General features: G+C 69.8%; 27 protein-coding genes and 1 pseudogene. 7 read left to right on the top strand and 21 right to left on the bottom strand.

From position 1 onward, the window contains the following. Positions 1-56 precede the first annotated feature (56 nt). From MRBLMX7_RS10935 to MRBLMX7_RS10880, 12 genes are all read right to left on the bottom strand, one after another. On the bottom strand, positions 57-752 hold the full coding sequence (locus MRBLMX7_RS10935) for a DNA-3-methyladenine glycosylase (RefSeq protein ID WP_363370889.1): 696 nt from the start codon (positions 750-752) through the stop codon (positions 57-59). A 5-nt stretch (positions 753-757) separates the two neighbouring features. Further along, positions 758-2,446: a hypothetical protein gene (locus tag MRBLMX7_RS10930; RefSeq protein WP_363368421.1), complete on the bottom strand. Its 1,689-nt coding sequence runs from the start codon at positions 2,444-2,446 to the stop codon at positions 758-760. Further along, a complete protein-coding gene (locus MRBLMX7_RS10925) occupies positions 2,436-3,248 on the bottom strand; it encodes a TIGR03943 family putative permease subunit (protein ID WP_363368419.1) in 813 nt (270 codons plus the stop codon). Before MRBLMX7_RS10925 ends, MRBLMX7_RS10930 begins: the two co-directional genes overlap by 11 nt. Then, positions 3,241-4,275 carry a permease gene (locus MRBLMX7_RS10920; protein ID WP_363368418.1) on the bottom strand — a complete coding sequence of 345 codons (1,035 nt, stop codon included), beginning with the start codon at positions 4,273-4,275 and terminating at the stop codon, positions 3,241-3,243. Before MRBLMX7_RS10920 ends, MRBLMX7_RS10925 begins: the two co-directional genes overlap by 8 nt. Continuing rightward, a complete protein-coding gene (locus tag MRBLMX7_RS10915; protein WP_050723987.1) occupies positions 4,272-4,688 on the bottom strand; it encodes a Fur family transcriptional regulator in 417 nt (138 codons plus the stop codon). Before MRBLMX7_RS10915 ends, MRBLMX7_RS10920 begins: the two co-directional genes overlap by 4 nt. Positions 4,689-4,751: 63 nt before the next feature. Then, positions 4,752-5,630: a metal ABC transporter permease gene (locus MRBLMX7_RS10910; protein WP_363368416.1), complete on the bottom strand. Its 879-nt coding sequence runs from the start codon at positions 5,628-5,630 to the stop codon at positions 4,752-4,754. Next, on the bottom strand, positions 5,627-6,469 hold the full coding sequence (locus MRBLMX7_RS10905; protein WP_363368414.1) for a metal ABC transporter ATP-binding protein: 843 nt from the start codon (positions 6,467-6,469) through the stop codon (positions 5,627-5,629). The genes MRBLMX7_RS10910 and MRBLMX7_RS10905 overlap by 4 nt, the downstream gene beginning before the upstream one ends. Continuing rightward, positions 6,466-7,500 (bottom strand): metal ABC transporter substrate-binding protein, encoded by a 1,035-nt coding sequence (locus MRBLMX7_RS10900; RefSeq protein ID WP_363368412.1) that lies wholly within the window; start codon positions 7,498-7,500, stop codon positions 6,466-6,468. The genes MRBLMX7_RS10905 and MRBLMX7_RS10900 overlap by 4 nt, the downstream gene beginning before the upstream one ends. A gap of 154 nt (positions 7,501-7,654) precedes the next feature. After that, on the bottom strand, positions 7,655-9,346 hold the full coding sequence (locus tag MRBLMX7_RS10895; RefSeq protein WP_363368410.1) for a glycoside hydrolase family 13 protein: 1,692 nt from the start codon (positions 9,344-9,346) through the stop codon (positions 7,655-7,657). Between the two features lie 155 nt (positions 9,347-9,501). After that, complete coding sequence (locus MRBLMX7_RS10890) at positions 9,502-10,380, bottom strand: carbohydrate ABC transporter permease (protein WP_363368407.1); 879 nt, start codon at positions 10,378-10,380, stop codon at positions 9,502-9,504. Next, positions 10,380-11,345, bottom strand: a complete 966-nt coding sequence (locus tag MRBLMX7_RS10885) for a carbohydrate ABC transporter permease (RefSeq protein ID WP_363368405.1) — start codon at positions 11,343-11,345, stop codon at positions 10,380-10,382. Before MRBLMX7_RS10885 ends, MRBLMX7_RS10890 begins: the two co-directional genes overlap by 1 nt. Then, complete coding sequence (locus MRBLMX7_RS10880; RefSeq protein ID WP_363368403.1) at positions 11,342-12,667, bottom strand: ABC transporter substrate-binding protein; 1,326 nt, start codon at positions 12,665-12,667, stop codon at positions 11,342-11,344. Before MRBLMX7_RS10880 ends, MRBLMX7_RS10885 begins: the two co-directional genes overlap by 4 nt. Before the next feature lie 101 nt (positions 12,668-12,768). Here MRBLMX7_RS10880 and MRBLMX7_RS10875 point away from each other — a divergent pair, with 101 nt between their 5' ends. Then, entirely contained in the window at positions 12,769-13,989 is a 1,221-nt protein-coding gene (locus MRBLMX7_RS10875; RefSeq protein WP_363368401.1) for an ROK family protein, read from the top strand. A 2-nt stretch (positions 13,990-13,991) separates the two neighbouring features. Next, the gene (locus tag MRBLMX7_RS10870; RefSeq protein ID WP_363368399.1) at positions 13,992-14,525 is read left to right on the top strand and encodes a 2'-5' RNA ligase family protein; all 534 of its coding nucleotides are present in this window, start codon (positions 13,992-13,994) and stop codon (positions 14,523-14,525) included. A gap of 112 nt (positions 14,526-14,637) precedes the next feature. Here the strand turns inward: MRBLMX7_RS10870 and MRBLMX7_RS10865 are convergent, their stop codons facing one another. The 6 genes and pseudogenes from MRBLMX7_RS10865 to MRBLMX7_RS10840 form a co-directional block, all read right to left on the bottom strand. After that, positions 14,638-14,874, bottom strand: a complete 237-nt coding sequence (locus MRBLMX7_RS10865) for a hypothetical protein (protein ID WP_363368397.1) — start codon at positions 14,872-14,874, stop codon at positions 14,638-14,640. A 140-nt stretch (positions 14,875-15,014) separates the two neighbouring features. Beyond that, a pseudogene (locus tag MRBLMX7_RS10860) lies at positions 15,015-15,371 on the bottom strand (transcriptional regulator); the annotation flags it as partial. Between the two features lie 247 nt (positions 15,372-15,618). Then, positions 15,619-16,983 (bottom strand): dihydrolipoamide acetyltransferase family protein, encoded by a 1,365-nt coding sequence (locus MRBLMX7_RS10855; protein WP_363368396.1) that lies wholly within the window; start codon positions 16,981-16,983, stop codon positions 15,619-15,621. 122 nt (positions 16,984-17,105) lie between these two features. Continuing rightward, positions 17,106-18,086: an alpha-ketoacid dehydrogenase subunit beta gene (locus MRBLMX7_RS10850; protein WP_050724000.1), complete on the bottom strand. Its 981-nt coding sequence runs from the start codon at positions 18,084-18,086 to the stop codon at positions 17,106-17,108. After that, complete coding sequence (locus tag MRBLMX7_RS10845; protein WP_363368394.1) at positions 18,086-19,240, bottom strand: thiamine pyrophosphate-dependent dehydrogenase E1 component subunit alpha; 1,155 nt, start codon at positions 19,238-19,240, stop codon at positions 18,086-18,088. The genes MRBLMX7_RS10850 and MRBLMX7_RS10845 overlap by 1 nt, the downstream gene beginning before the upstream one ends. An 86-nt stretch (positions 19,241-19,326) precedes the next feature. Further along, a complete protein-coding gene (locus tag MRBLMX7_RS10840; RefSeq protein ID WP_363368392.1) occupies positions 19,327-20,394 on the bottom strand; it encodes a histidinol-phosphate transaminase in 1,068 nt (355 codons plus the stop codon). Between the two features lie 78 nt (positions 20,395-20,472). Here MRBLMX7_RS10840 and MRBLMX7_RS10835 point away from each other — a divergent pair, with 78 nt between their 5' ends. From MRBLMX7_RS10835 to MRBLMX7_RS10825, 3 genes are read left to right on the top strand one after another with little or no spacing between them, the layout of a single operon-like run. After that, positions 20,473-20,679, top strand: coding sequence for a ribbon-helix-helix protein, CopG family (locus MRBLMX7_RS10835; RefSeq protein ID WP_363368391.1), 207 nt, complete (start codon positions 20,473-20,475; stop codon positions 20,677-20,679). Then, positions 20,676-21,038 carry a type II toxin-antitoxin system death-on-curing family toxin gene (locus MRBLMX7_RS10830; protein WP_363368389.1) on the top strand — a complete coding sequence of 121 codons (363 nt, stop codon included), beginning with the start codon at positions 20,676-20,678 and terminating at the stop codon, positions 21,036-21,038. Before MRBLMX7_RS10835 ends, MRBLMX7_RS10830 begins: the two co-directional genes overlap by 4 nt. A gap of 52 nt (positions 21,039-21,090) precedes the next feature. Next, positions 21,091-21,495: a phage holin family protein gene (locus tag MRBLMX7_RS10825; RefSeq protein WP_050724005.1), complete on the top strand. Its 405-nt coding sequence runs from the start codon at positions 21,091-21,093 to the stop codon at positions 21,493-21,495. A 31-nt stretch (positions 21,496-21,526) separates the two neighbouring features. On the opposite strand, the gene MRBLMX7_RS10820 is transcribed toward MRBLMX7_RS10825, so the two are convergent. Both MRBLMX7_RS10820 and MRBLMX7_RS10815 read right to left on the bottom strand, forming a co-directional pair. Beyond that, positions 21,527-22,813, bottom strand: a complete 1,287-nt coding sequence (locus MRBLMX7_RS10820; RefSeq protein WP_363368387.1) for a hypothetical protein — start codon at positions 22,811-22,813, stop codon at positions 21,527-21,529. Continuing rightward, positions 22,810-23,070 (bottom strand): hypothetical protein, encoded by a 261-nt coding sequence (locus MRBLMX7_RS10815; protein WP_363368385.1) that lies wholly within the window; start codon positions 23,068-23,070, stop codon positions 22,810-22,812. The genes MRBLMX7_RS10820 and MRBLMX7_RS10815 overlap by 4 nt, the downstream gene beginning before the upstream one ends. A 148-nt stretch (positions 23,071-23,218) precedes the next feature. Here MRBLMX7_RS10815 and MRBLMX7_RS10810 point away from each other — a divergent pair, with 148 nt between their 5' ends. Together MRBLMX7_RS10810 and purB are read left to right on the top strand one after the other, a co-directional pair. Beyond that, positions 23,219-23,758: a low molecular weight protein-tyrosine-phosphatase gene (locus MRBLMX7_RS10810; RefSeq protein WP_363368383.1), complete on the top strand. Its 540-nt coding sequence runs from the start codon at positions 23,219-23,221 to the stop codon at positions 23,756-23,758. Next, positions 23,755-25,137, top strand: coding sequence for an adenylosuccinate lyase (gene purB / locus MRBLMX7_RS10805; RefSeq protein WP_363370886.1), 1,383 nt, complete (start codon positions 23,755-23,757; stop codon positions 25,135-25,137). The genes MRBLMX7_RS10810 and purB overlap by 4 nt, the downstream gene beginning before the upstream one ends. A 3-nt stretch (positions 25,138-25,140) precedes the next feature. Here the strand turns inward: purB and MRBLMX7_RS10800 are convergent, their stop codons facing one another. Further along, positions 25,141-26,574: an MFS transporter gene (locus MRBLMX7_RS10800; RefSeq protein WP_363368381.1), complete on the bottom strand. Its 1,434-nt coding sequence runs from the start codon at positions 26,572-26,574 to the stop codon at positions 25,141-25,143. Positions 26,575-26,578 lie beyond the last annotated feature (4 nt).

Raw genomic sequence — 26,578 nt, 5'->3', positions numbered from 1 at the left:
GGAAGCACACGAACTGCGCACAGGAGTGTGCGCAGACGGAGACGAGTGTAGCACGGTCAGCGAGGCGAGACCGACGCCGCCTGAGCGCCCCTCCCCCAGCGGAACGGCGAGACCGTCGGGTCGTCGGGGATCCAGAAGCGCCAGGGGAAGGCATCCGTCCCGGCGACGCCGGCCACGCCGACCCGCGGGCCCGACGCGACCTCGGGAACCGGCTCATCGCGCAGCCACAGCTCGGTCGTCGCGCCCTCGAGCTCGACGCCCGTGATCGCGTCGATGCCGTCGTGGAGCGGATGCCGCAGCCCCGACGCCTGCCCGAACCGTCCGGGGCCGCGCGCGAGGTCGCGCACGACCCGCCCCGTGAGCGGTGCGGTCACGCCGCGGCGCACAGCCGCGGCCTCCGCTCCGCGCACGACCTCCCCGGCGCGCAGGAGTATCCCGCCCGCCTGGCCCGCGGGGCCGCTCACGACGTTCACGCACGAGTGGATGCCGTGGCTGAGGTACACGTAGAGGTGCCCCGGCTCACCCCACATGGTGGCGTTCCGGGCCGTGCGGCCCATGCGCGCATGCGAACCCGGATCCGGCTCCGGTCCCGTCCCCTGGCCGTGGTACGCCTCGACCTCGGTGAGACGCAGCCGCACGGCCGACCCGGCCACGCGCGTGCGCAGCTCCGCGCCGAGCAGCAGCGGCGCGACCTCGACCGGGAGACCCGCGAGCTCGGCGCGGGTCGCGCGGTGCAGCCCCTCCGATCCCATGCCGCTCAGAACTGCGGTGCCGTCTGGCACCACGACGCGTCGAACCCGGTGAGAGCGACCATCTCGTCCCCCGTGCGGAGGTCGATCAGATGCGTCTCCATGTTCTCGGGCAGCGGCAGGAGCATCCGGTCGTAGGGGTTGTTCGTCATGTCGGGCGAGATCACGACCGCCGCGTACTGGCCGCTGGGCGAGGCGCACGCCTGCAGGATCGAATCCGCGGGGCCGACCTCGACGAGCGGCGTCGCGGTGCCCTCGTCGTCGACCGTGATGATGGCCTGACCCTGCGGCAACCCGGTCGCATCGCGTGCGACCACGTGCCGCAGCGTCCCGCCCGGGTACGGCGTGATCGTCATGGCGGAGCCGTAGTCGGGGGTCGAGGCTGCGAGCGGCTGCTCCGACCCGTCCGCGAGGTTCAGCTCGACGACCGAGCCGTCGAGTCGCTCGACGATCGCCGTGTAGGTGCCGCGCGAGATGCCCTGGATGGTCGTCGCGAGCCCGAGGGACTGCACACCGGCATCCGTCGAGCGGTCGACGAGCGACAGGGCGCCGTCGAAGTCGATGAAGAGCACGGCGGCGCTGTCGGGCACGAACTGCCAGACGAAGATGTTCGCCTCCGTGCCGCCCACCTCGGTCACGACGGGTTCGTCGTCGCCGCTGAGCGACTGCGTGACGAGCACGCTCGCGCGGCCCTCGGTGTCGCTGAGCTCCTTGTCGGAGTAGCTGTAGCCGACGAACCCGCCGCGTTCGGAGACCTGGATCGCACCGACGTACCCGTCTCCGGGGAGCGGCAGGTCGCGCTGATCGGTGCCGTCGCGCTTCATCACGATCAGCCGCGAGCTGTCGTCCTCCTCGACGGACACCACGAGCTGCGTGGAGGTCGCGCGGAAGTCGTTGATCCTGCCGGCCGAGAACACCGCCACGGCCTTCTCGCCGGTGAGGTCGGTGCGGAAGATCTTGTCGTCACCGTCGGCGTCGCGGCGGAGCAGGAAGATGCTCGACTGCGGGGTCGTGAAGCTCGTCTCGAGGGTCGTCGACGGACCGCCGCCCGCGCCGGTCGCGCCGGCGACCTTGACGGTGTACTCCGTGTCGTCGTCGAGAGGGACGGTGAAGCGGATGCCGACGCCGCGACCCGCCGCATCGAGCGTGAACGGCACCGCGGGCTCGACCGACACCTGCGACTCGTTGATCGCGGCGAGCGACTGGTTCGCCGTGAGGATCACCCGGCTGCCCGACGACTCGATCGCGTGCGCCGGATCGACCTGCACCTCGGTGATGCGCGGGCCCTGCGTGAGGCTGACGACCCCGAGGCCCGCCCCCACCAGGACGAGGATGCCGAGCACGGCGCCGATCGCGAGGAGGAAGGGCCGGTCGCGCGGGGGCTTCGGGACGGCGGTCGTCGAACGAGCCGCAGGCTCCTCCCCGGTCGTTGAGCGAGCCGCAGGCGAGACGAAACGCGCTTCATCCCGCGGAACATCGGCCTCCGGCGTCCGCGATCCGGGCTCGAACGGCACCTGACGCGTTTCGTCTCGGTCGGCTCCGCCGTCCTCGCTCAACGACCGGGAGGCGGCCTCGGCGGCAGCGGCCTCGGCGGCGGCAGCGGCCTCGGCGGCGGCAGCGGCCTCCCGCGCGGCGCGCATCTCGGCCCGCGTGCGGGGGACGGCAGGCGCCTCGGGGCGCTCGTCGTCAGTACTCATACGGGTCCCCGGGCTCGTCGATCTCCTTCACGCTGGTCGGCTCGACGTGCAGCCTGCCGTCGGCATCCGCCTTCACCGTGCCCTCGACCTGCACCCACTGGCCGGTCGAGAACTCGCCCGCGTCGATCGTCACCGGAAGCGTGGCGGTCTGCGCATCGATCACGCAGTGCGTGATGACGAGACGCGTGAGGTTGACGCCGTCCGACCCGGCGGGCGTCACGAATCCGGTGAGCGACACCGTCTTGCCGTCGTAGGCGGCCGTGTTGGTCGCGGTCGCGAACACGCTCGCCCAGTCGCCCACGCCGAACGTCGCGGTGTCGGCGACGCCGAGCGTGACGTCGTCGGCCCCCACGAACAGTGCGGTCTGCTCGCCCGCCCGCGACATCGCGAGCTCCACCGAGAGCGAGGCGGGCGGCAGCACGAGCGCCGCGATCACGACGCCCGACGCCACGACGCCGCCGGCCACGGTGCCGGCGACGGCCAGCACGCGCCGTGGGGAGGCGGGCGCGGCATCCGCACCCTCCGTCCCGTGATCGTGAGCGTCGCCGTGACCGTGGTCGTGTCCGTGATCCTCCTCGTCGCCGAGCGGGAGCGCGAACGACCAGATCGCGCCGGCCAGCGTCACCACGGCCGCGGCGCACGCGAACCACACGGATTCGGGGCTGATGTAGAGCGTGAGGCGACCGGTCAGGCCGAGGCCGAGCGTGACCACCGAGACGACCGAGGCGAGGCCGACGCCGAGCCAGCGGGTCACGAGGGCGCGGCGACGCGTGACGCGCGCGACGGAGACGGAATCAGACAAGGACGTTCACCCCGATCCCGATGGCGAAGGCCGCGAACACGACCACCCCGACGATGCCGATGAGCGTGCGGGTCGTGAAGGTCGTGCGCATCAGCGCGAGCATCTTGACGTCGACGAGCGGACCGACGAGCAGGAACGCCACGATCGCCCCCGACGAGAACGTCGACGCGAAGGACAGTGCGAAGAACGCGTCGACGTTCGAGCAGATCGCGACGGTCATCGCGAGCGCCATCATCGCGACGATCGACAGCACCGGGTTCGAGCCGATCTCGAGTAGAACGTCGCGCGGGACGAGCACCTGCACGGCTCCCGCGAGCGCCGAGCCGATCACCAGCGCCGGCATGACCGCGCGGAGCTCGACGAGGAACTGCGTGAGGCTGCGACGCACCGGGGTTCCGGGCTCGTGGGTCACGCGATCGCACGTGTCGATGAACTTCCGCGTCAGCAGCGCGTCGGGGTTCGGGTGCAGGCTGTAGATCCAGCCGATCACGTTGGCGATCAGGTAGCCGCCGATGAGACGGGCGACGAGGATGCCGTCGTCGAAGCCGAACGCGGCATGCGTCGTGAGGATCACGATCGGGTTCACGATGGGCGCCGCGATGAGGAAGGTCAGCGCCTCGGCGGGCGCGAGCCCGCGCATCATGAGGCCGCGCGCGAAGGGCACGTTGCCGCATTCGCACACGGGGATCAGCATCCCGAGCAGCGACAGCACGGCCCGCCGGGCCCACGCGCGCTTCGGCAGCCAACGGTGGATCACATCGGACGGCAGCCACACCTGGACCACGATCGACAGCAGCACCCCGAGGATCACGAACGGCAGCGCCTCGATCAGTACGCTCATCGCGAGCGTCAGCCCGTCCTGCGCACGGTCGGGCAGGGCGGCCTGGTACAGCGAGGGCAGGAACCCGTCGACGAGGAACAGCGCCGCGACGATCGCCGCCCCGAGACCGACCCCGATCCACGGCGATCGCGGCGGTCTGACGGGCCTGTGCGAGTGGGCCGGCCGGGTCGCGGTCTGCGAGGTCACGCCGTCGCAGCCCGTTCCGCGTCGCGCTTGTTGGTGCACGGGGCGCAGAGCCCGAAGATGTCGACGACGTGCGCGGCGTCCGTGAACCCGTGCAGCGCGGCGGTGCGGTGGGCCCACTGCTCGACGTCGGTCGCCTCGATCTCGACCGTGAGACCGCAGTTGCGGCAGATCAGGTGATGGTGGTGGCCCTGGGTGGTGCAGGCGCGATAGAGCGCCTCACCCTCGGGACTCTGCAGCGAGTCGGCGTCACCCGAGGCTGCGAGACCGGCGAGCGCGCGGTACACGGTCGCGAGACCGATGCCCGTGTTGTCGTCGCGCAACGAGGCGTGCAGGCTCTGGGCGCTGACGAATCCGCGCGCGTCGGCGAGCGCTTCGCGCACTCGTTCGCGCTGCCAGGTGTTCCGCTGAGCCATACCCACGATTCTAGGCGCGTCGGGCTTGTCGGGGGCTGGGAGCGAGCTCCGCCCCCCGAGGCGCTACGCCCGCACCCGCCGCACCCCGCCGCGCACGCGCTGCACGATCCAGCAGACGACGTAGATCGTGAACGACAGGGTCGTGATGTACGGGCTGACCGGAAGGGTTCCGGCGAGCGCGAGCAGGATGCCGCCCACCGCCGACACGAATCCGAACAGAGCCGCGAGCAGCGGCACGGCGACCGGTCCGGCGGTCACGCGCATCGCGGCGGCAGCCGGCGTCACGAGCAGCGCCATGACGAGCAGGGCGCCGATGATGTGCACGCTGACCGCCACGATGAGGCCCAGCAGCACCATGAACAGCAGGCTCACGGCGCGCGTCGGCACGCCGCGGGCAGCCGCGGACTCCGGATCGAGCGAGTCGAAGCGCAGCGGGTTCCACATGAGCAGCAGGCCCAGCAGGACGACGATGCTGATGCCGAGCAGCCAGCCGAGGTCGGGGCTCGACACCGAGACGATCTGTCCCGTGAGCAGGCTGAAGCGGTTGGCGCTGCGCCCCTCGTAGAGCGACAGGAACAGGATGCCGAGGCCGAGACCGAATGGCATGAGCACGCCCACGATCGAGTTGCGATCGCGCGCCTTCGACCCCAGGATGCCGATGAGCATCGCCGCGACGAGCGCTCCGCCGAGCGAGCCCGCGACGACGCTGCCGCCGAACAGCAGAGCGGCCGCCGCGCCGGCGAACGACAGCTCGCTCACGCCGTGCACCGCGAACGCGAGGTCGCGCTGCATCACGAAGACGCCGATGAGGCCGCCGACGATGCCGAGCACGGCGCCCGCGACGATGGAGTTGGCGAGGAGCGTGACGAGGTCGCCGTAGTCCTGGAACGAGAAGACGTCGCTCCAATCGACCGCGGAGACGATGCCGGTCACGGCGGTCATGCGGCGCCCTCGTGGTCGTGATCATGATGCGGCTCGGCATCGGGCACGCCGACGACCACGAGCCGGTCGCCGGCACGGAGCACGAAGACGGGCGTGCCGTACAGCTCGGTGAGCACGCGCGTCTGCAGCACCTCCTCCGGTGTGCCGAGCACGAAGCGGCCACCGGCGATGTAGAGGATGCGGTCGACACGACCGAGGATCGGATTGATGTCGTGCGTGACGAACAGCACCGCGGCGTCGCGCTCGCGCCTCTGGCGGTCGATGATGTCGGTCACGGCGACCTGGTTCGCGAGGTCGAGATTAGACAGGGGTTCGTCGCACAGCAGCAGCACGGGCTCGTCGGCGAGAGCCTGCCCCACCCGCAGTCGCTGCTGCTCGCCGCCCGACAGCAGACCGACCCGGCGGTCCGCGAAGTGCGCGGCGCCGACGGACTCGAGAAGTCGATCCACCTTGGCGCGGTCGCCGCGGTGCGGCACCGGGAACCCGAAGCGACTGCCCTGCACACCCAGCGCGACGAGGTCGCGTGCCCTCATGCTCGTGTCGGGGGCGAGGGCGCGCTGCTGCGGCACGTAGCCGATGCGACGATTGCCCTTGCGGACCGCTCCACCGGCGACCCGGATCTCGCCCGAGGACAGGGGCTGCAGACCCAGGATGCTGCGCAGCAGCGTGGTCTTGCCCGAGCCGGAAGGGCCGAGCACGGCGAGGAACTCCCCCGGCTCGACGGTCAGGTCGAGACCGGACCACAGTTCGCGGTCACCGCGCTGCAAGGCGGCGCCGCGCACCTCCAGGACGGGGGTGCGCGGCGCGGTGCCTGCGTTCGTGTCGGCGGCGCCGCTCACGACTCGAGCGCGTCGGCGAGGCTCTGGATCGCGTCACTCATCCACTCAGAGTACGACGATCCGTCGGGGAGCAGCTCCGTGAAGGCGACGACCGGGATGCCGGCGTCCTTCGCGGCATCCTCCACTCGCTGCGTCTCCGCTCCGCCGGTCTGCGCGTTCGTGAGCACGGCCTTGACGTCGCCGGCCGAGATCACGTCGAGCGTGGCGAGCAGGGTCGCGGGCGCGACGTCCGTCCCCTCCTCGACCGACTCCGCGAAGCCCTCGGGGGTCACGTCGGTGAGGCCGGCGGCCTCCGCGAGGTAGCCGGGCACGGGCTCGGTGATGATGACGTTCGCACCGCCTGCGGCGGTCTTGATGTTCTCGAGGTCGGCCTCGGCGCCCTGCAGGTCGGCGACGATCGCGTCGGCGTTGGCGGTGAAGTCGGCCTTGCCCTCGGGGTCGAGCTCGCCGAGCTCCTCGGCGATGGCCTCGACGACGTGGATCATGGTGTGCGGGTCGAACCACACGTGCTCGTTGAAGCCCTCGATGTGGTCATGCCCCTCGTGGCCGTCCTCGCCCTCCGCATGGTCGTGGTCGTGGGCCTCCTCGGTGGCCTCGGCATCCGGCGCAGCGGTCTCCTCCGCGTGGTCGCCCTCGTCGTCGGCGTGCTCGTGACCCTCGTTGCCCGGGTAGTCGTGCGAGTACTCGACGGCGGTGACGACGTGCGGGTCGTCGGCGTCCTGCAGCAGGGTGTCGATGAACGCGTCGTAGCCCCCGCCGTTCTCGATCACGAGGTCGGCCTTCTGCACCGTGAGGCGGTCGCGGGCCGTGGCCTCGTAGGAGTGCGGGTCCTGGGTGACCGAGGTGATGATCGACTGGACGTCGATGCGGTCGCCGCCGATCTGCTGAGCGAGCGAGCCGTAGACGTTGGTGCTCGCGACGACCGTGATGCCGTCGTCGCCGCCCTCCCCCGCCGCGGGGGTGGAGGAGCATCCGGCGAGCGTCAGGGCGGCGACGGATGCGATGGCGAGGGCGAGCACGGGCTTCTTCATGCCCTCACTCTACGCGCTAATGATAACCGTTATCAAATCAAAACTAGACCTGCTCACCCACCCCGGGGGCCGACACGCCAGATCGCGGCCGGATCCGCCGAAACGGTCCGACATCTGGCGTGTCGGCCCCCGAAGCGGAACGCGACGAAGCGTGTCAGGCCACGAGCCCCGCGGGCGCGATCCACACCGTTGAATCCGCAGGCACGGCTCCGTCGAGGACTGCGCCGAGCACCACATCGCCCGCGTCCTCCCCCAAGTCGAACGGCTCAGATCCGAAGTTCGTCACGATCTGCCAGCCGTTCGGTCGAGCGAAGCGCAGCACGTCGGCGCGGCCGGTCTCGATCCACTCGAGGCTCTCCTCGGTCTGCAGCAGGTGCCGCAGACGCAGCGCCTCCCGGTACAGCGTCAGCGTCGACGAGGGGTCGCCATCCTCGGCATCCACCGCGTACTCGGCGAACCACGCCGGCTGCGGCAGGTGGGCCTCGCCCGCGCCGAAGCCGAACGAGGGGCCGGATGCGGTCCACGGCAGCGGCACGCGGCATCCGTCGCGCCCGAGCCCGTCGAAGTCGGCGCCGCGGAAGAACGACGGGTCCTGGCGCTGCTCGGGGCCGATCTCGGCGACCTCCTGCAGCCCGAGCTCCTCGCCCTGGTACAGGTAGGTGCTGCCGGGCAGGCCGAGCAGCAGCAGCGTCGCGGCGTGGGCCCGGTGCAGGCCGAGCTCGCGGTCGAGCTGGTCGGCCGGGCCCCCGTCGCGCACCCACTCGACGCCCTGCTTCACGCCCTCGCGTCCGGCGAGCGGCGCGAGGCCGTATCGCGTGGCGTGGCGGGTCACGTCGTGGTTCGACAGCACCCAGGTCGTCGACGACCCCGTAGCGCGCGCCTGGGCGAGGTTGTCGGTGATGATCGTCCGGAAGGAGGGAGCGTCGAAGTCCGCCACGAGCAGGTCGAAGTTGAACGCTTGCCCCAGCCCCTCGGCCGAGGCGTAGCGGGCACGGCGCTCGGGCGTCGACACCCAGGCCTCTGCGACGGCCGTGCGAGGCGGATCGTACTCGTTGAACACGCGGCGCCACTCGGCGTACACCTCGTGCACGTCGTCACGGTCGTGCAGCGGGTGGTTTCCGTCGTGCGGCAGCGCATCGAGCTCGGCGCGACTCGGCAGCGGCTCACTCAGGTCCTTCGTGAGCATGTGCGCGACATCGATGCGGAAGCCGTCGACACCGCGATCCGACCAGAAGCGCAGGGTCTTCAGGAAGTCCTCACGCACCTCGGGGTGGTCCCAGTTGAGGTCGGGCTGCTCGGGCGCGAAGCTGTGCAGGTACCACTGGCCGTCCTCGACGCGCTCCCACGCGGATCCGCCGAACGCGGCGCTCCAGTCGGTCGGCGGCTCCGCGCCATCCGGTCCTGCGCCCTCCCGGAAGATGTACCGCTCGCGCGCCGCCGAGCCGCGGCCCGCGGCGAGCGCCTCCTGGAACCACTCGTGCAGGTCGGACGAGTGGTTCGGCACGATGTCGACCACGACGCGGATGCCGCGGGCGTGCAGCGCCGCGACCATGTCGTCGAAGTCGTCGAGGGTCCCGAGCCGCGGGTCGACGTTCCGGTAGTCGGCGACGTCGTACCCGCCGTCGGCGAGCGCCGAGGGGTAGAACGGGCTCAGCCACACCGCATCGATGCCGAGCTCGGCGAGGTAGTCGGCTCGCGAGACGATGCCGGGGATGTCGCCCAGGCCGTCGCCGTTCGCATCCGCGAAGCTGCGGGGGTAGATCTGGTAGACGGCCGCCTGACGCCACCAGGCGGCGGCATCCGACGTGTGGTCGTTGCGGGTCTCGGTGAGAGTCGCATCGGTCATAGCGGGGTGGTGCTCCTTCTTCTTGTTGCGGTCGTTCGGGGAGTGGTCGTGCGGTTCTCGGCGCGTTTCGTCTCGTCGCTGCGCTCCTCGCTCAACGACCGGGACTCAGAGGTCGTTGAGCGAGCGAAGCGAGACGAAACGCGCCGCATCCTCGATCAGCCCTTGACGGCGCCCTGCGTGACGCCCTCCATCACGAAGCGCTGCGTGAACAGGTACGCGAGGATCGCCGGCGCCATGGCCATGAGGTACGACGCGAAGGCCACGTTGTAGTTGTTGCTGAACTGGTTCTGGAAGAGGTTCTGCCGCACCGGGAGCGTCTGCAGCGCCGGGTCGGAGATGATGAGCGACGGCATCATGAAGTCGTTCCACGCGTACAGGAACGCGAAGATTCCGACCGTGGCGCTCATGGGAGCGAGCAGCGGGAAGATGAGCCGCCAGAACGTCTGCCACGTGGTCGCGCCGTCGATGCGGGCGCTCTCCTCGAGCTCCAGCGGGATCGACCGGAGGAACGCGGTGAACAGCAGCACGCTGAAGCTCAGCTGGAACATGGTCGCGAGGATGATCACGCCGAACGGGTTGTCGAGGCCGACGCGTCCGGTGAGCTGGATCTGCGGCAGCGCCACCACCGGGAACGGGATGAACATGGCCGCGAGCAGATAGAAGAACGACCACCGGAACAGCTTGCGGTCCCAGTTGCGCACGATCGCGTAGGAGGCGAACGCCGCGAGGACGATCGTCGCGCACACCGTGCCCGCGGTCACGAGCAACGAGATCCCGGCACCGACGGGGAACTTGGTGAGGTTCCACGCCTCCACGAAGCCGTCGAGGCTGAACGGTGCGGGGAACGAGAAGGCGTTGCCGTCGACCGCCTGGCCGGTGGTCTTGAACGCCATCGAGATCGTCACGTACAGCGGCAGCAGCACCGTGACGGCGCACAGGATGAGGATGATCGTGCCGGACCAGTTGACACGCTCCATGCGGATGCGCGGCTTCTTGCCGGAGGAGGTGACGGTGGTGAGTGTCTGCGTCGACATCAGAGTGCGTTCCTTCCGCGGGTCAGCGAGAGCTGCAGCAGGGAGATGAGCACCGCGACGATGAAGAAGATCGTGGCGTTGGCCATCTGGTAGGCGTAGTCGCCGCCGTTGAAGCCGGCGATGATCGTCATGGCGACGCTGCGGGTCGCGGTGCCCGGTCCGCCGTTGGTCAGACCGACGATGATGTCGTAGGCGTTGAGGAAGCCCTTGAACCCGAGGATGACGTTGATCACGACGTAGCCCGCGACGAGCGGCACCGTGATGCGCATGAGCTGCTGCGTCTTGCTCGCGCCGTCGATGCTCGCGGCCTCGTACACGTCGCCCGGCACCGACAGGAGACCGGCGATGTAGATGAGGAGCGTTCCGGGCGTCGCCTGCCAGGCCGTCACGATCACGATCGCCACCCAGGCGAGGTCGGGGTTCGCGAGCAGGCTCGTCTCGAGCCACGGGATGCCGGTCGCGGCACCCGCGGCGGGGAGGGAGTTCGAGAACAGGAAGTTGAAGACGTAGGCGATGATGATGCCCGAGATCACCATCGGGATCACGAAGATCGTGCGCAGCCCGGTCTTGAAGCGGATGCGGGAGGTCAGACCCACCGCGAGCATGAACGCGATCACGTTGACGACGATCACGGTCGCGATCGAGAAGCCGAACGTGAAGAGGTAGCTCTGCAGGATCGACGGGTCGCTGAACATCGCGATGTAGTTCGTGAGGCCGTTGAAGCTCCACTCGCCGATCCCGATCGAATCGGTGAAGCTGAAGAAGATGCCCATGACGCCCGGCACCGTGATCGCGAGCGTGAACAGGATCAGCGTCGGCACGAGGAAGAAGTAGTAGATCGGCTCGACACGTCGGCGCTTGTGCAGCGCGCGCGGGGCGCCGGTCACGATCGCGGTCGTGTCGGTGGTCGGGGTGTTCGGCTTCGTGAGGTTCGACACCGCGGGTGCCGGGGTGGCGTTCGTCATGGCGTCGGCTCCTCTGCCTCGGCGGATGCGTTGTCCTGCGTGGTGGGGATCGGCGCGCGGAACGCGATGCGCGCCCAGTCGGCGTCCATGGTGCGCAGCGTCGAGGCGGGCGAGGCGCCGAGCACCATCGCCTGCACGTAGTTGTTGAGCGGCAGCGTCTTGGGGACGAGCACGGAGGGGCCCTGATAGATCTGCCCGTTGTCGTAGTACTCGATCATCCCCTCGATGCGCGGGTCGTCGGGGGCGGGAGCATCCGTCGTGGGCGTGAACCCGAGCTGCGAGGCGTTGTAGGCCTCGATGTTCTCGGGCAGGTAGAGGTACTCGAGGAAGTCGCGGGCGGCCTCCTGGTGCCGCGAGCCCTCGGGGATCATCGCCGCGAGGTCCATGTTGACGCGCACACCGAGGTCGGCGGGGTCGTCGGTCATGGGCAGCGGGAAGGTGCCGAGTGCGAGGTCGGGCGCGGTCTTGGCGATCTCGCTGAAGGCCCACGGACCCTGCAGGTACATCGCGGCCTCGCCCTTCGAGAACGCGAGGTTGCCGTCGCCGTAGCCGCGGCTCGCGGCATCCGTGTTCGTGTAGTCCTTCGCGAGCTGCATCATGCGGTCCATGGGCTCGGCGAAGTCCTTCTCGAAGGAGACGGGAGAGTCGGCGCCGACGTCGGCGCCCTCTTCCGCCATCGCGTCGAAGAAGTCGATCACGTCGACCGAGCCGCCGGCGGTGTAGTCGTACCACCCCTGCGCGACGGTCCAGTCATCCTTGAAGGTCGCGTAGAACGGGTCGATGCCCGCGGCCTTGAGCTGGTCGCATACGGCGATCAGCTCGTCCCAGGTGGTGGGGACCTCGAGGCCCTGCTGGGCGAAGATGTCCTTGTTGTAGATGACGGATGCCGCCATCACGGAGTACGGCAGAGCACTGGTGCGCCCCTCGCAGGATCCGTACTGGTCCATGAGCGGACCGAGGTCGTCGCGGATGCCGCTCGCGGCCTCGGTGCCGGAGAGGTCGGTGAGCGCGCAGCGCTGCACGAACCGGGCGATCTCGTAGTTGTAGTTGGCGAGCATGATGTCGGGCGGGTTGCCGCGGACGAAGCTGGCCGACACGACATCGACGCCCGAGGTGTCGATCTCGACCTTCACATCTTTCTGCGAGGCGTTGTAGTCCGCGACCAGCTGGGTCATGAACTCGATCGCCTCGCGTTTGCTGAAGGTGAACCGGATGGTCTCGGCGCCACCCGCCGAGGAGCAGGCCGTCAGCGCCGCGCCGACGAGCGCGAGCGTGGCGACTCCGGCTGCGACACGAGCCGGGCGTGGGGATCTCTCAGACACCGTCGTCCTTTCGTCCTGTAAATCGCAAGACTAAATCTAGTGAGCGAATTTACTTCGATGAGGGGTACTCTCTCACCTGAACGAGAGTGAGGTCAAGACCCGTGGCAGAATCCAGCGCCGGACTCGGCACCGGACGCGCGAGCGTCAGCGCGGTGCTCGACTTCGCCTGGACCGCGGGCGAGTTCACCGCGACCGAGGTCATGGCCGGCACCTCCCTCACGCGGTCGACCGCGATCGACGCGATCGACACCCTCGTGAGCGCGACGGTGCTGCGCGAGCTCCCGAACGCCCGAGCGGCCGGCAGCTATCGTGCGGGCCGACCCGCGCGACGCTTCATGCTCGCCGACGACCTCGGCGTCGTGATCGGAGTGGATGCCGGCGACAGCCACCTCGCCGTCACGGTCGCCGACCCGATCGATCGCACGCTCGTGCACCACCGCACCGACCTCGACACGACGCAGACCGGACGCGCCCGCCGCGCGACGATCCTGCGACAGATGGAGCACGCGCTGGCCGAGGCCGGGTCGACGCGCGACGACGTGCTCGCGATCTGCGTGGGCGTCGCCGCGCCCGTGAATCGCGACGGCGTCTCTCCCCCGCATCCCGAAGGATTCTGGGAGCGCACGAACCCCGGCCTCGCCACGGCCCTCTCGGACTGGGCGCCCATCGTCGAGGTCAAGAACGACGCCCAGCTCGCGGCGATCGCGGAGGGCTCGACCGGAGCCGCCATCGGGTGCCGCGACTACGTCGCCCTGCTCGCGAGCGACCGCTTCGGCGGCGGAGTCGTGGTCGACGGGCATGTGCTGCACGGCGCGCACGGCGGCGTCGGCGAAGGCGTCGTCTTCGACCACATCGTCGGCGTGGGCTCGGCCTTCGGCCTCAGCCTCACCCTGCAGTCGCAGGTCCGTGCGGCCGTCGACGCGGGAGAGATCGGTCCCGACACCGCGATCGGCCGCCTCGCTGCGGCTGACCGCATCGACCCGCGCCTCGTGCTCACCGCCGCCGCCTCCGGCGACGCGGACGCCCTGCTCGCGACCACCCGCGTCGGTACGACCCTCGCCCGCGTGGTCGGCGTTCTCGGCAGCATGTACGACCCCGCGCGGGTGATCGTATGCGGGGCCGTGGCCGAGAGCATCGAACCCGTGCTCGCCGCGGCCCGCGAGGTGCTCCCCACGCAGCTGCATCTCCCCGCCCCCGAGATCCTCGCCTCGACGCTCGGCGCCGAGGTCGTCTCGATCGGTGCCGTCACGACCGCGCGTCGCGCGGCGCGTGAGGTCGCCGTGCCGCGGCTGGCGGAGCGTCGGCTCGCCGCGCGGGCGTAGTCGTGGCCGAGTCGCGCCGCTCCCCGTCGTCTCTCGAGCTGCTGTTCGACCCCGAAACCGAGGCCGCTGTCCACGCCGAGTGGGATGCGCTCGCCGCACTCGGGGTGTCGAGCCTCGCGCGGCACACCGCAGCCAGCAATCGCCCGCACCTGACCCTCCACGTGCGCCTCGACATGCCCGTTCCCGACGCCGGTGTGTTCGCCGACCTCCGCGCGATACCGATCACACTGGGCGCGCCCGTGCTCTTCGGCTCCGGCGCCCGGCGAGTGCTGGCCCGCAGCGTCACGCCCACCGCGGAGCTGCTCGACCTCCACCGGACGGTGCACGACGCTGTCGGCCCGGGCGAGGATGCGCCGCACACCGAACCCGGAACGTGGACCCCGCACGTCACCCTGTCCCGCAGACTCCGCGTCACCGACCTCGAAGCGGCGCTCGAGGTAGTCGGCAGAGACATCCGCGGGCATGCCCGGGGCGTGCGGCACTGGGACCCTGAGTCGGCGACCGTCACTCCGGTGGCGGAGCTGCGGAGCGCCTGACGAGCCCTCCGCACGCAGATTGTGCAATGGGCCGTTGCACATGGCCCGAGATGCTTCAGATCGTGCAGAGTAGCGGCATAGTCGTCGGGCTCGAGGTCACTCATGGCGGGAGTCAGGCCCCACGGCTTCTGCTCCGCCACCCGGGCGCCAGGGCAAGGAGGAGCGCAATCACGAAGCATGCGGCACTACCGGCGACGAGAAGAACGTCGCTCACCCGTATCTCAGCCACATCCCCTGCTGCGTCCACCTCGAAGCTGTACGCAACCACGCTGAAGAACCACGCGATGAGCAGCGCGACACCAAGAGTCACGAGGCTCCAGACGAGGAACCTTGGTCTGCTCTTGTTCATGCGTCCGAACTCCTCGTGTTGCTGAGGCCGCTCCATCCCGAGACCGGGGACATCGGCTCGATCGATGACAAGCTAACCGACGTCGGCGTCGCCGTCCGTCGTATCCGACGCGCCATACCGACATCGCAAAATGGCGAGTTCTACGCGGACTGACCTGCCTCATGCGATGACGCCGCGAGCTCCTGCGCCCAGGAGGCGAGCAGGCGCAGCCGCTCGGCGGAGGGCGAGCCGGGTTCGGCGCTGTAGATCAGCATGACCTGGCCGGGCTCGGCCTTGATGGCGAGCTCTTCGTAGACCAGCGTCAGGTCGCCGACGACAGGATGCCGGAACCGCTTCTGTCCCGACCCGTGCGTGCGCACGTCATGGGCCGCCCACAGGGTGCGGAACAGCTCGCTGCGGGTCGACAGCTCGCCGACCAGGTCCTGGATGCCCTTGTCGTGCGGGTCACGGCCCGCCTCCGCGCGGATTACAGCGACGCAAGTCTCGGCGAAGCGCTCCCCGACCAGGACCATTGGCATGCCTCCGCGGAAGACACGTTCACGGAGCACATCGCGATGCTCAAGAACGGCGACAACCCCGCGACCGCCACCGTGTGGAAGCAGCACATCACGGACGAGGAGCACGAAGGAAGGTGGGATCGTTCGAGAAGGAGGCGATGCCGCCGGCGTAGGACGATTCCGGCGAGATGCGCCTACTTCGGCGTCATCTCCTACCTCGGCGTCGGGGCCGCGCCAGCTGACCGACTCACTCCACGAGCAGCGCGGGCTCCTCCAGCACGCTCGCGACGTCGGCGATGAAGCGGCTCATCCCGTCCCCGTCGACCACGCGGTGGTCGAACGAGCCCGCGACCGTGGTCACCCATCGGGGTCGGACCTCGCCGTCGACGACCCACGGCTTCTGACTGATCGTCCCCATGGCCACGATCCCGGCCTCACCCGGGTTGATGATCGGCGTCCCGGCATCCATCCCGAACACGCCGATGTTGGTGATCGTGATGGTGCCGTGCTGCTGGTCGGCCGGCGAGGTCTTGCCGTCACGCGCCGTCAGGGTCAGGCGGTTCAGGGCGCGGGCGAGCTCCTTCATGCTGAGGTCCTGCGCGTCCTTGATGTTCGGCACGAGCAGGCCGCGCGGGGTCGCCGCGGCGATGCCGAGGTTCACGTAGTGGCGCACCGCGATCTCGGCGCCGTTCTCGGTCTCGATCCAGGCGGCGTTGACCATCGGCGTGCGACGCGCGGCCCAGATCACGGCGCGCGCCACGATGAGCAGCGGCGAGACGCGGATGTCGGCGTAGTCAGGCGAAGCCTTGAGCCGTTTGACCAGCTCCATCGTGCGGGTCGCGTCGACGTCCTTCCACACCGTGACGTGCGGGGCGGAGTACGCGCTCTGCACCATCGCCGATGACGTCGCCTTGCGGACGCCCTTGACCGGGATCGACTCTGTGCGCTCGTCGGATGCTGCGGTGCCGGATGCCGGAGACGACGCCGGGGCCAGGCCGCGGGCGAGCCCGGCCGGGGCGGACTGCGGCGCGGGAACGGTCTCCTCGCGCACGTCGCCCCACTCGGGCGTCTGGATGTTGCGGAACACGCTCGCCTGCTCGGCGTGCTTCATGACGTCGTCGCGCGTGACCTCGCCGTCGGCGCCGCTCGGGGTGACGGTCGTGAGGTCGACGCCGAGGTCGCGGGCGAGCTTGCGGATCGGCGGCTTCGCGATCACGCCGACCGAGGAGCGCACGGGCCGCTCGGCCGGACGCTTGCGGCGCGAGGTCGCCCCGCCGCCGCTGCCGTAGCCGACGAGCACCGAGCCGCCGCCCTCCTCGGGCGCGGGCGCCTCGGCGGTCGCGATGACACCAGGACCCGCGTCGTCACGAGCATCCGTCACGAAGGTGATGATCGGCGAGCCGACCTCGACTGTCGCGCCCTCGGCGACGAGCAGCTCGCCGACGACTCCCGCGTGCGGGGAGGGCAGCTCGACGAGCGACTTGGCCGTCTCGATCTCGCAGATGACGTCGTTGATCGCGACGGTGTCGCCCGGAGCGACCTTCCAGGCCACGATCTCGGCCTCGGTCAGGCCCTCGCCGACGTCGGGGAGGGTGAAGTTCTGCGTGCTCATGCTTGATCCTCTCGTGCACGGGGTTCACAACTCCGGAGAAACTCGCTCGCGCCGGCGTTCCCGGCCCTGAATGGGGCCATCCGCACCGCGATCTCCGGAGTTGTGAACATGAGGCGGCGGTGTCAGTAGGCCAAAGAGCGGTCGACGGCCTCGAGGATGCGGTCGGCATCCGGGAGGTAGGTGCCCTCGAGCTTCGCGGGCGGGAATGGGGTGTCGTACCCCGAGACGCGCAGCACCGGCGCCTCGAGAGCGTAGAAGGCGCGCTCCATGACGGTCGCCGCCACCTCGCTGCCGATGCTCGTGTGCCCCTGCGCCTCCTGCGCGTAGACCATGCGTCCGGTCTTGCGCACCGAGTTCAGGATCGGCTCGTAGTCGATCGGCGAGAGCGAACGCACGTCGACGACTTCGCAGCTGGTGCCCTCGGCCTCGGCGAGCGCCGCCGCCTGCAGCAGCGTCGTGACCATGGCACCGTGCCCGACGAGGGTCACATCGGATCCGGTGCGCACGACCCGCGAGGCGTGCAGCGGCAGCGCCGAGGCCTCGAGCTCGACCTCGCCCTTGGGCCAGTAGCGGCTCTTCGGCTCCATGAAGATCACGGGGTCGTTCGAGGCGATGGCCTCCTGGATCATCCAGTACGCGTCGTTCGGCGTCGACGGCGAGACCACGCGCAGACCCGGAGTGTGCGCGAAGTACGCCTCGGGGCTCTCCTGGTGGTGCTCGACCGCGCCGATGTGCCCGCCGTACGGGATGCGAATCACGATCGGAAGGCTCAGCGCGCCCTCGTGACGGTTCGTGAGCTTCGCGAGCTGCGTGGTGATCTGGTCGAACGCGGGGAACACGAAGCCGTCGAACTGGATCTCGATCACCGGGCGGAAGCCGGCCATCGCCAGCCCGATCGCCGTGCCCACGATCCCGGACTCCGCGAGCGGCGTGTCGAGAACGCGCTTCTCGCCGAAGTCGCGCTGCAGGTGCTCGGTCACGCGGAACACGCCGCCGAGCTTGCCGATGTCCTCGCCCATGAGCAGGACCTTCTCGTCGTCCTCCATGGCCTTGCGGAGCCCCGCGTTGAGGGCCTTGCTGAACGGCATCGTCTCGAGAGTCATCAGTTTCCCCCTGCGCTGTGTCCGGCCGCTTCGCTGGTGGCCTCGAACGACGCCTCGTAGCGGGCGCGCCATGCCTTCTGCTCGTCGATCAGCGGGTGCGGGTCGCTGTACACGAAGTCGAACATCTTGTCGGGGCTGGGCGGGCCGAGCTCGACCGTGCGCGCGCGCAGGTCTTCGGCGGCGTCCGCCGCCTCGGCATCCGCATCCGCGAAGAATTGTCCCGACGCACCGCGGTTCTCGAGGAACGCCCGAAGCCGCACGATCGGGTCGCGCAGCGCCCAGGACTCCTCCTCGTCGGAGCCGCGGTACTTCGTGGGGTCGTCGCTCGTGGTGTGCGCGCCGAGCCGGTAGGTCACGGCTTCGATCGCGCGCGGGCCGAGCCCGCTGCGGGCCTCGTCGAGGGCGACGCGCGAGACCGCGTAGCTCGCGAGCACGTCGTTGCCGTCGACCCGGACGCTGGGGATGCCATAGCCGGCGCTGCGCTCGACCAGCGGGACGCGCGACTGCGTCTCGACGGGCACCGAGATCGCCCAGTGATTGTTCTGCAGGAAGAACACCGTGGGCGCCTGGTAGCTCGCGGCGAACACCATGGCCTCGTGCACATCGCCCTGGCTGGAGGCGCCGTCGCCGTAGTAGACGATCACGGCCTCGTCGCGCTCGGGGTCGCCGGTGCCGCTGCGCCCGTCGAAGTTCAGTCCCATCGCGTAGCCGGCGGCGTGCAGGGTCTGCGATCCGAGCACCAGGGTGTACAGGCGGGTGTTGCCGTTCTTCGGGTCGGTCGGGTCCCAGCCGCCGTGCGAGACGCCCCGCATCAGCTTGATGATGTCGAGCGGGTCGACCCCGCGGATGCGGGTGACCACGTGCTCGCGGTACGAGGGGAAGATCGTGTCCTGCGCGCGGGCGGCCCGGGCGGAGCCGACCTGCGCGGCCTCCTGACCGCGGCTCGGCGGCCAGAGGGCGAGCTGCCCCTGCCGCTGGAGGTTGGTGGCCTGGACGTCGATCGCGCGGATGCTGACCATGTCGCGATAGAACTGCTCGAGCTCCGCATCGCTGATCGCCTCGATCAGGGGCAGGTACTGCTCGGCGGCCGCGCTCGGCGCGTAGCGGCCGTCGGCGTCCAGAACACGAACGAGGGGGGTCTCGGAGGTACTCACGCGCTCCACGCTACCGGCGCCCGCATGCCAGGTCACGTATACCTAGGACGTCCTCGCATCTGCCGGGAATCCGAAGAAAAGGCCGGTCAGCGCAGAGTGGCCGCCACGTCGAGCACGCGGGCGACCGAGTCCTCCTCGCCCACGGAGATGCGGATGCCGTCGCCAGGGAACGGCCGCACGACGAGGTCGTTCTCGACGAAGACGGATGCGGCGACCTCGGTCTGCGCGCCGGTGGGCAGCCACACGAAGTTGGCCTGCGAGTCGGGGACGTCCCATCCCTGAGCGCGCAGTCCCTCGACCAGGCGGGTGCGGCGCTCGACGATGACCGAGACGCGTTCGAGCAGCTCCGGCTCGGCGTCGAGGCTGGCGATCGCGGCGTTCTCGGCGGCCGAGGTGACCGACAGCGGGATGCCGGTGGTGCGGGCCGCATCGAGGACCTTCTCGTTGCCGATCGCGTAGCCCACGCGCAGGCCGGCGAGGCCGTAGGCCTTGGAGAACGTGCGGAGCACGACCACGTTCGGGTGCGTCTCGAACACGCGCTCGGCGAGACCGTCGATCGCGTCGGGGGCGGTGACGAACTCGGCGTAGGCCTCGTCGAGGATCACGAGCACGTCGGAGGGGACCCGTGCGATGAACTCCGCGAACTCGGCGGAGGTGATGATCGGACCCGTCGGGTTGTTGGGCGTGCAGAGGATGACGGCGCGGGTGCGCTCGGTCACGGCATCCGCCATCGCGGGGAGGTCGTGACGGGACTCGGCTGTGAGGGGGACCTGCACGCCGGTGGCGCCGGCGACGAGCGGGAGGCTCGGGTAGGCCTCGAACGAACGCCAGGCGTACACGACCTCGTCGCCGACGGACGCGGTCGCGAGGATCAGCTGGTGGAGGATCGACACGCTGCCCGCGGCGACGTGCACCTCGTCGGGCGACACGCCGTAGCGCTCCCCCAACCGGGCACGAAGGCGACCGGCCGTCGCGTCCGGGTACCGGTTGATCGGCGTCGTGTGCTGCAGGGCCTCGACGACCGACGGCAGCGGTTCGAACGGGTTCTCGTTGCTCGACAGCTTGAACGCCTCGGGTCCTGCCTGCTTGCCCTGACGGTAGGGCGGGAGCGAAGCGATGGCAGGACGGATGCGCGGGAGGATCGGGTCGGTCACAGGACCACTCTAGGATCCGCCGGGCGCCGGTAGCCAGGATGCTGGTGGAAGGCGTGCGCCCGGTAGTACCATTCTGGTATGGCCATGAATCTTCGACTCCCGGCGGAACTCGACGCGCAGCTCAGCGCGCTCGCCGATCGCCGACACACCTCGAAGCACGCGCTCCTCATCGAGGCCGCCGACCGCTTCGTCCGCGAGGAGGTGACGACGGAGCAGGCCGTCGGGATCGCTCGTGGTGTGGCCGATCGCTATTCCGAGCTGCTCAAGCGGCTGGAAGACGCGTGACGCGTTACCTCGAACTCCCGCAGGCGATAGGCATACTCGAAGATCTCGGACTCCATGTCCGCGACATCGGCCTGCTCTCGTCCGCCCTCGCGCGACCGTCCAGCTCGATGTTCGGCGTCGAGGCCTATCCTGAGCTCGAGGTGAAGGCCGCCTCGATGCTGTCCTCGCTGAGCCAGAACCACCCGCTCTTCGACGGGAACAAGCGGTTCTCGTGGGTTGCCACTCTGACGTTCCTGGAGTTGAACGGCGTATGGATCGACATGGACATCGACACGGCCTTCTCCCTGGTGCTGCGCACCGCTCAGAACAAGGCCACTCTCGACGAGATCGCCGACGCCTTCCGGAGTCATTCCCGGTGACCACCGGTCCTCTCCTGACATCCCCGCGCCCGCGTGGGAGACTGGCCTGATCATGCGCTTCATCATCCGTGTCGTCGTCAACGCGTTCGCCCTCTGGGTCGTCACGCTGATCCCCGTCCTGCAGGTCACCATCACGGCGTTCCCGCCGGGTGAGACCCTGCAGCTCGTGCTGACGCTGCTCGCGGTGGCCGCGATCTTCGCCCTCGTGAACACGATCATCGGCACGATCGTGAAGATCGTCGCCTTCCCGCTGTACATCATCACCTTCGGTCTGATCGGCTTCGTCATCAACGGCTTCCTGCTGTGGCTGACCGCCTGGATCACGAGCGGCTTCGGCTGGGGCCTCTCGGTCGGACACTTCTGGTGGGGTGTCGTCGCCGCGCTGATCATCTCGATCATCAACGGCCTCTTCGGCTTCATCCTGCGCCCGCAGAGCAAGCGCTCGCGCCGCGACTGAGTCGGCCCACGCGTCCGGCGACCCGCACGCACTAGTCCTCCTTCGCGACCCGCTCCGCTCGGAACTCCGTCCTCTCGATCACCTCCGCCTCGTCGAGGCGCTGCCAGAACGCGTCGAGCTCCTCGATCCGCGGATCCCCTGAGGCATCGGCCTGCGCTGCCAATTCGCCGTACGACGCGAGGTGGTGCGGAATCCCCACATCGTTCGTGGTGAAGCCCGGATCCTGCTCCCGCGTGATCGTGATGCTGTCTGCGGTCCCGGTGCCACCGGGCGAGCCCCCGCCCGACAGCGCCCGCACCCCGTCGTCGGTGTGCCCCAGCGTCACCAGGGTCTGATCGTCGCGGAGCGTCGGGTCGATGGGGCTGCCCGCCGTGATGACCACGGGCACGTTGTACTCGCTCTGCATCGCGACGTAGGTTGCGACCGCACCGCCCTGTGAGTGCGCCACGACCGCGACCTGGTCGCCGGGCCGCGCACCGGCCGCCTCGAGCGCGGCGATCGTCGCGTCGTACGACGCCGATCTCCGTCCGCTGTAGAGCTCGGAGTTCGACTTCATATCCCAGGGGTCCCGTCCGCCGCAGTCCTGCAGCGCGAAGGTCTGCGTGCCCTTGATGTACACGATGTACGTGGAGGCTCCGCCGGCGAAGGAGTACTTCTCCACGGCGACCTGCGCTCCGCGCTTCTCGGGGATGCGCAGCACCGCCCCCTCGAGACCGGCCGGAGCGCCCGCCGGGGTCGACGCCTTCACCGGAGCGACCGACACCGGCTCCGCTGTCCCGTGAAGCTTCGCACCGCGGGGTACGACGCCGAGCGATGTCCCGCCCCCGATGAAGGCGAGCGGTAGGAACACAGGCCCGAGAAAGCCGCCCAACGGCATCTGCGTGATCAGCCCTTCGAATCGCTCGACCCGCCACTGATCGAGCAGGTCCTCCGCCATCCCCGGAATCCGCGCATCGCCATCCTCGAGACGTCGCATGCCCTCCCGCGCCTCCCTCCCGGCCGCGCTGCGCTCATCCATGAGCCATTGCACCCGCAGCTCGACGTATTCGTACACGTCGGCCATGAGCAGCGTGCTCGCGATCGTGTCCTCGCACTCGTCACGGAGCTCCTCCACCCGTTCCCCGACCACGTGGAACCCCACCAGGTCCATCCGGGCGCTCAGCCCCGGGGTGTCCACCACGAACTCGTAGGCGCGTGCGAGCAGTCGTCGCGCGTCGCGGTACGCCTCGGCGACGGCATCCAGCCTCCTCGCGATCCGTCGCAGATCGTCGGGGTCGACCGAGATCGCTCCGCCGTGGTCGATGCTCAGCCCGCTCATGCCTCGATCCTGTCCAGTGCCTGCTCGTGGTCCGTCACGTCCGCCCTCGCCACCCGAGTGCTCGCCAGCAGGTCGTGGAGCGCATCCTGCAGGGCCTCGACCCCGTCCGATCGCCACTCGGTGTCACCGCGGAGCGTGACGAGTGCGGGGATGGCGTCCTGGAGCGCCGCGCCCGCCGCGCGGACGAGGGACAGAGCATGGAGCACGGCCCAGGAGGGCGGGGCGGCAGCGGGATCGGTCGGAGCGAGGAGCAGCATGCGCCCAGCATCCTCGATCGGCTCGTGTCCGCGCGGGCCGCGGGGCAGGGTCCTCCAGCAGCCGTGGATGCCTCACGGATCACCGCGACTGTGCAGAGGAGGACGACCCGGCATCGCGCGAACAGCCGTCGACCGGCAGAATGGTCAGGTGACATCCCCGGATCCTTTCCGCGTGATCTTCGTGTGCACGGGGAACATCTGCCGCTCTCCGATGGCGGAGGTCGTCTTCCGCGATCTCGCCGAGCGGCAGGGACTCGGCACGCGCATCGTCTCGCGCAGCGCCGGCACCGGCGACTGGCACCTCGGCGAGCGTGCCGACCACCGCACCCTCGACGCCCTCGCCCGCCGCGGCTACGACGGATCCCAGCACCGCGCCAAGCAGTTCACGTTCGCCTCCTTCGCCGAGAACGACCTCGTGGTCGCCCTCGACCGTACGCACGAGCGCAACCTGCGCGAGTGGGCACGCGACGAGGACGAGGAGGGCAAGGTGGCGCTGCTGCTCGCCTTCGACCCCGGCGCGCCCACGCAGGACGTGCCCGATCCCTACTACGCCGGACCCGAGATGTTCGATTCGGTGCTCGGTATGATTGAGGCGGCGACCCGCGGGCTGTTCCGCCAGCTCGAGCCGGCTCTTCGCCAGCCCCGCTCGCCCCGAGGGATCGGGGCCCGATCAGGAGGACTCCCCTGACTTTCACGCCCTCGCTCCCGCCGCAGCCCCTGAGCCCCCTCGACGGCCGCTACCGCAGCGCCGTCACCGGGCTCGCCGACTTCCTCTCCGAGGCCGGACTCAACCGGGCACGGGTCGAGGTCGAGGTCGAGTGGCTGATCGCCCTGACCGACCGGTCGCTGTTCGAGACCACGCCGCTCACGGATGCCGACAAGGAGCGCCTCCGCGCGCTCTACCGCGACTTCGGCCAGGACGAGATCGATTGGCTCGCCGAGAAGGAAGCCGTCACGCAGCACGACGTGAAGGCCATCGAGTACCTCGTCCGCGACCGGCTCAGCACGCTGGGCCTGGACCGCATCGCGGAGCTCACGCACTTCGCGTGCACGAGCGAGGACATCAACTCCGCGTCGTACGCGCTCACCGTGAAGCGCGCGGTCGAGGAGGTCTGGCTCCCGGCGCTCGACACCGTGATCGCGAAGCTCCGCGAGCTCGCCGCCGAGCACGCCGACGCCGCCATGCTGTCGCGCACGCACGGGCAGCCGGCGACGCCGTCCACCATGGGCAAGGAGCTCGCGGTGTTCGCGTGGCGCCTCGAGCGCGTGCGCGCCCAGATCGCGGCGAACGACTATCTCGCGAAGTTCTCGGGCGCGACCGGCACGTGGTCGGCCCACCTCTCGGCCGATCCGGACGCCGACTGGCCGACCATCGCCCGCGAGTACATCGAGGGCCTGGGACTGGGGTTCAACCTCCTCACCACGCAGATCGAGTCGCACGACTGGCAGGTCGAGCTGTACGACCGGGTGCGTCACGCCGGCGGCATCCTGCACAATCTCGCGACCGACATCTGGACGTACATCTCGCTCGGGTACTTCGCGCAGATCCCCGTCGCCGGCGCGACGGGATCGTCGACCATGCCGCACAAGATCAACCCGATCCGCTTCGAGAACGCCGAAGCGAACCTCGAGATCTCGGGTGCCCTGCTCGCCTCGCTCGGCCAGACACTCGTCACCAGCCGCCTGCAGCGCGACCTCACCGACTCGACCACGCAGCGCAACATCGGCGTCGCGTTCGGGCACTCGCTGCTCGCGCTCGACAATCTGCGCCGTGGACTGAACGCGATCTCGCTGCGTCGGGACGTGCTGCTCGCCGACCTCGACGTGAACTGGGAGGTGCTCGCCGAGGCCATCCAGACCGTGATCCGCGCCGAGGTCACCGCCGGGCGCTCGACCATCCAGGACCCGTACGCGCTGCTCAAGGAGCTGACCCGCGGACACCGGGTGGGAGCTGCGGATCTCGCCGCGTTCGTCGAGGGTCTCGAGATCGGGGATGCCGCCAAGCAGCGTCTCCTCGCCCTCACCCCCGCCACCTACACCGGCATCGCCGAGCAGCTCGCGAAGTAGCGGTCAGTCCCCGGCCTCGCCGGAGCGCGCAACGGCGTCGTCGCGGGGCATGAAGACCGCCGCGAGCAGCGTGAGCACAGCGACGATCGCGGCGGCGACGAACACCCAGAACGAGGCGTCGACGATGGTCGCGGGGTCCTGCGGTCCCGCGCCCCGGGCGATCACGGCGTTCGAGATCGCCCCGAAGACCGCGACGCCGAGCGCGCTGCCGGCAGAACGCGCGAAGGCGTTCATCCCGGTGACGGCCCCGCGTTCACCCCATCCGACCGCGGCCTGCGCGGCGATCAGCGTCGGGGCCGCGCTCCACCCGAGCCCGAAGCCGAGCACGAACGCGACGGCGGCGATCACGACCGGATTCGGCCAGGGAGACACGGCCGCGAGTGCGATCGCCGCGACGGTCGCGATCGCGAGGCCGGTGAGCGCCGTGCGTCGGAAGCCGATGCGCAGGTAGAGGCGACCGGCGTTGGCGGCGGCAAGGGGCCAGCCGAGTGTGAGCGCCGCGACCGCCAGGCCCGACAGCAGCGGCGCGATCCCGATCGACCCCTCGAGGTACGCGGGGGCGAAGCTCGTGACGCCGGTGAGCAGTGCCCCGATCCCCAGCGACACGATCGTGGTGGTGAGGATCAGCGGGCGCGCGACCAGGCGCAGATCGACGATGGGCTCCGCGGCCCGGCGCTCCACGACCGCGAACCCCGCGAGCGCGACGGCGCCGACCCCGAAGCAGACGATGCTGGGCGCCGAGAGCCACTCCCAGGCGTTGCCGCCCTCCAGCATCCCGAGGATGAGCCCCGTGAGGCCGATCGTGAGCAGCACGGCTCCGAGGTAGTCGACGCGATGCCGCTGCGGCTCGAGCTTCTCGTGATATCTGCGCAGCAGCATCCACGCCGCGATCAGACAGAGCGGGATGTTGACCCAGAAGATCCACCGCCAGGCGTCGAGCTGCGCGAACACCCCACCGAGTGCGGGGCCGACGACCGAGGAGATCGCCCAGACCGAGGCGATGTAGCCCTGCACCTTGGCGCGTTCGGCGACCGTGTAGATGTCGCCGACGATCGTCATCGACATGGGGGCGACGGCGCCCGCGCCGAGTCCCTGCACGACCCGGAAGACGATGAGAGCCGTCATGCTCCACGCGAATCCCGAGAGCAGGGAACCGAGCAGGAACAGGCCGATGCCGAGGAGGATGATGGGCTTGCGTCCGACCGTGTCGGCGAAGCGCGAGTAGATCGGCACGCTCACGGCCTGCGCCAGCAGGTACACCGAGAACAGCCACGGGAACTGCTGATAGCTGCCGAGGTCGCGCACGATGCTCGGCACCGCGGTCGCGAGGATCGTCGCATCGATCGCGATCAGCCCGGTCGAGAGCATGAGCGCTCCGAGCACCGGTCCGCGTTCCGAACGGAGGCCGACGGAGGCGCGATCGATGGATGCTGTCACCCTG

This window comes from Microbacterium sp. LMX7-1.2 (genome assembly GCF_040675935.1).
Taxonomy (GTDB): Bacteria; Actinomycetota; Actinomycetes; order Actinomycetales; family Microbacteriaceae; genus Microbacterium.
Note: the sequence above shows the minus strand (reverse complement) of the source record. Positions and strands in the feature narration are given on the sequence as shown.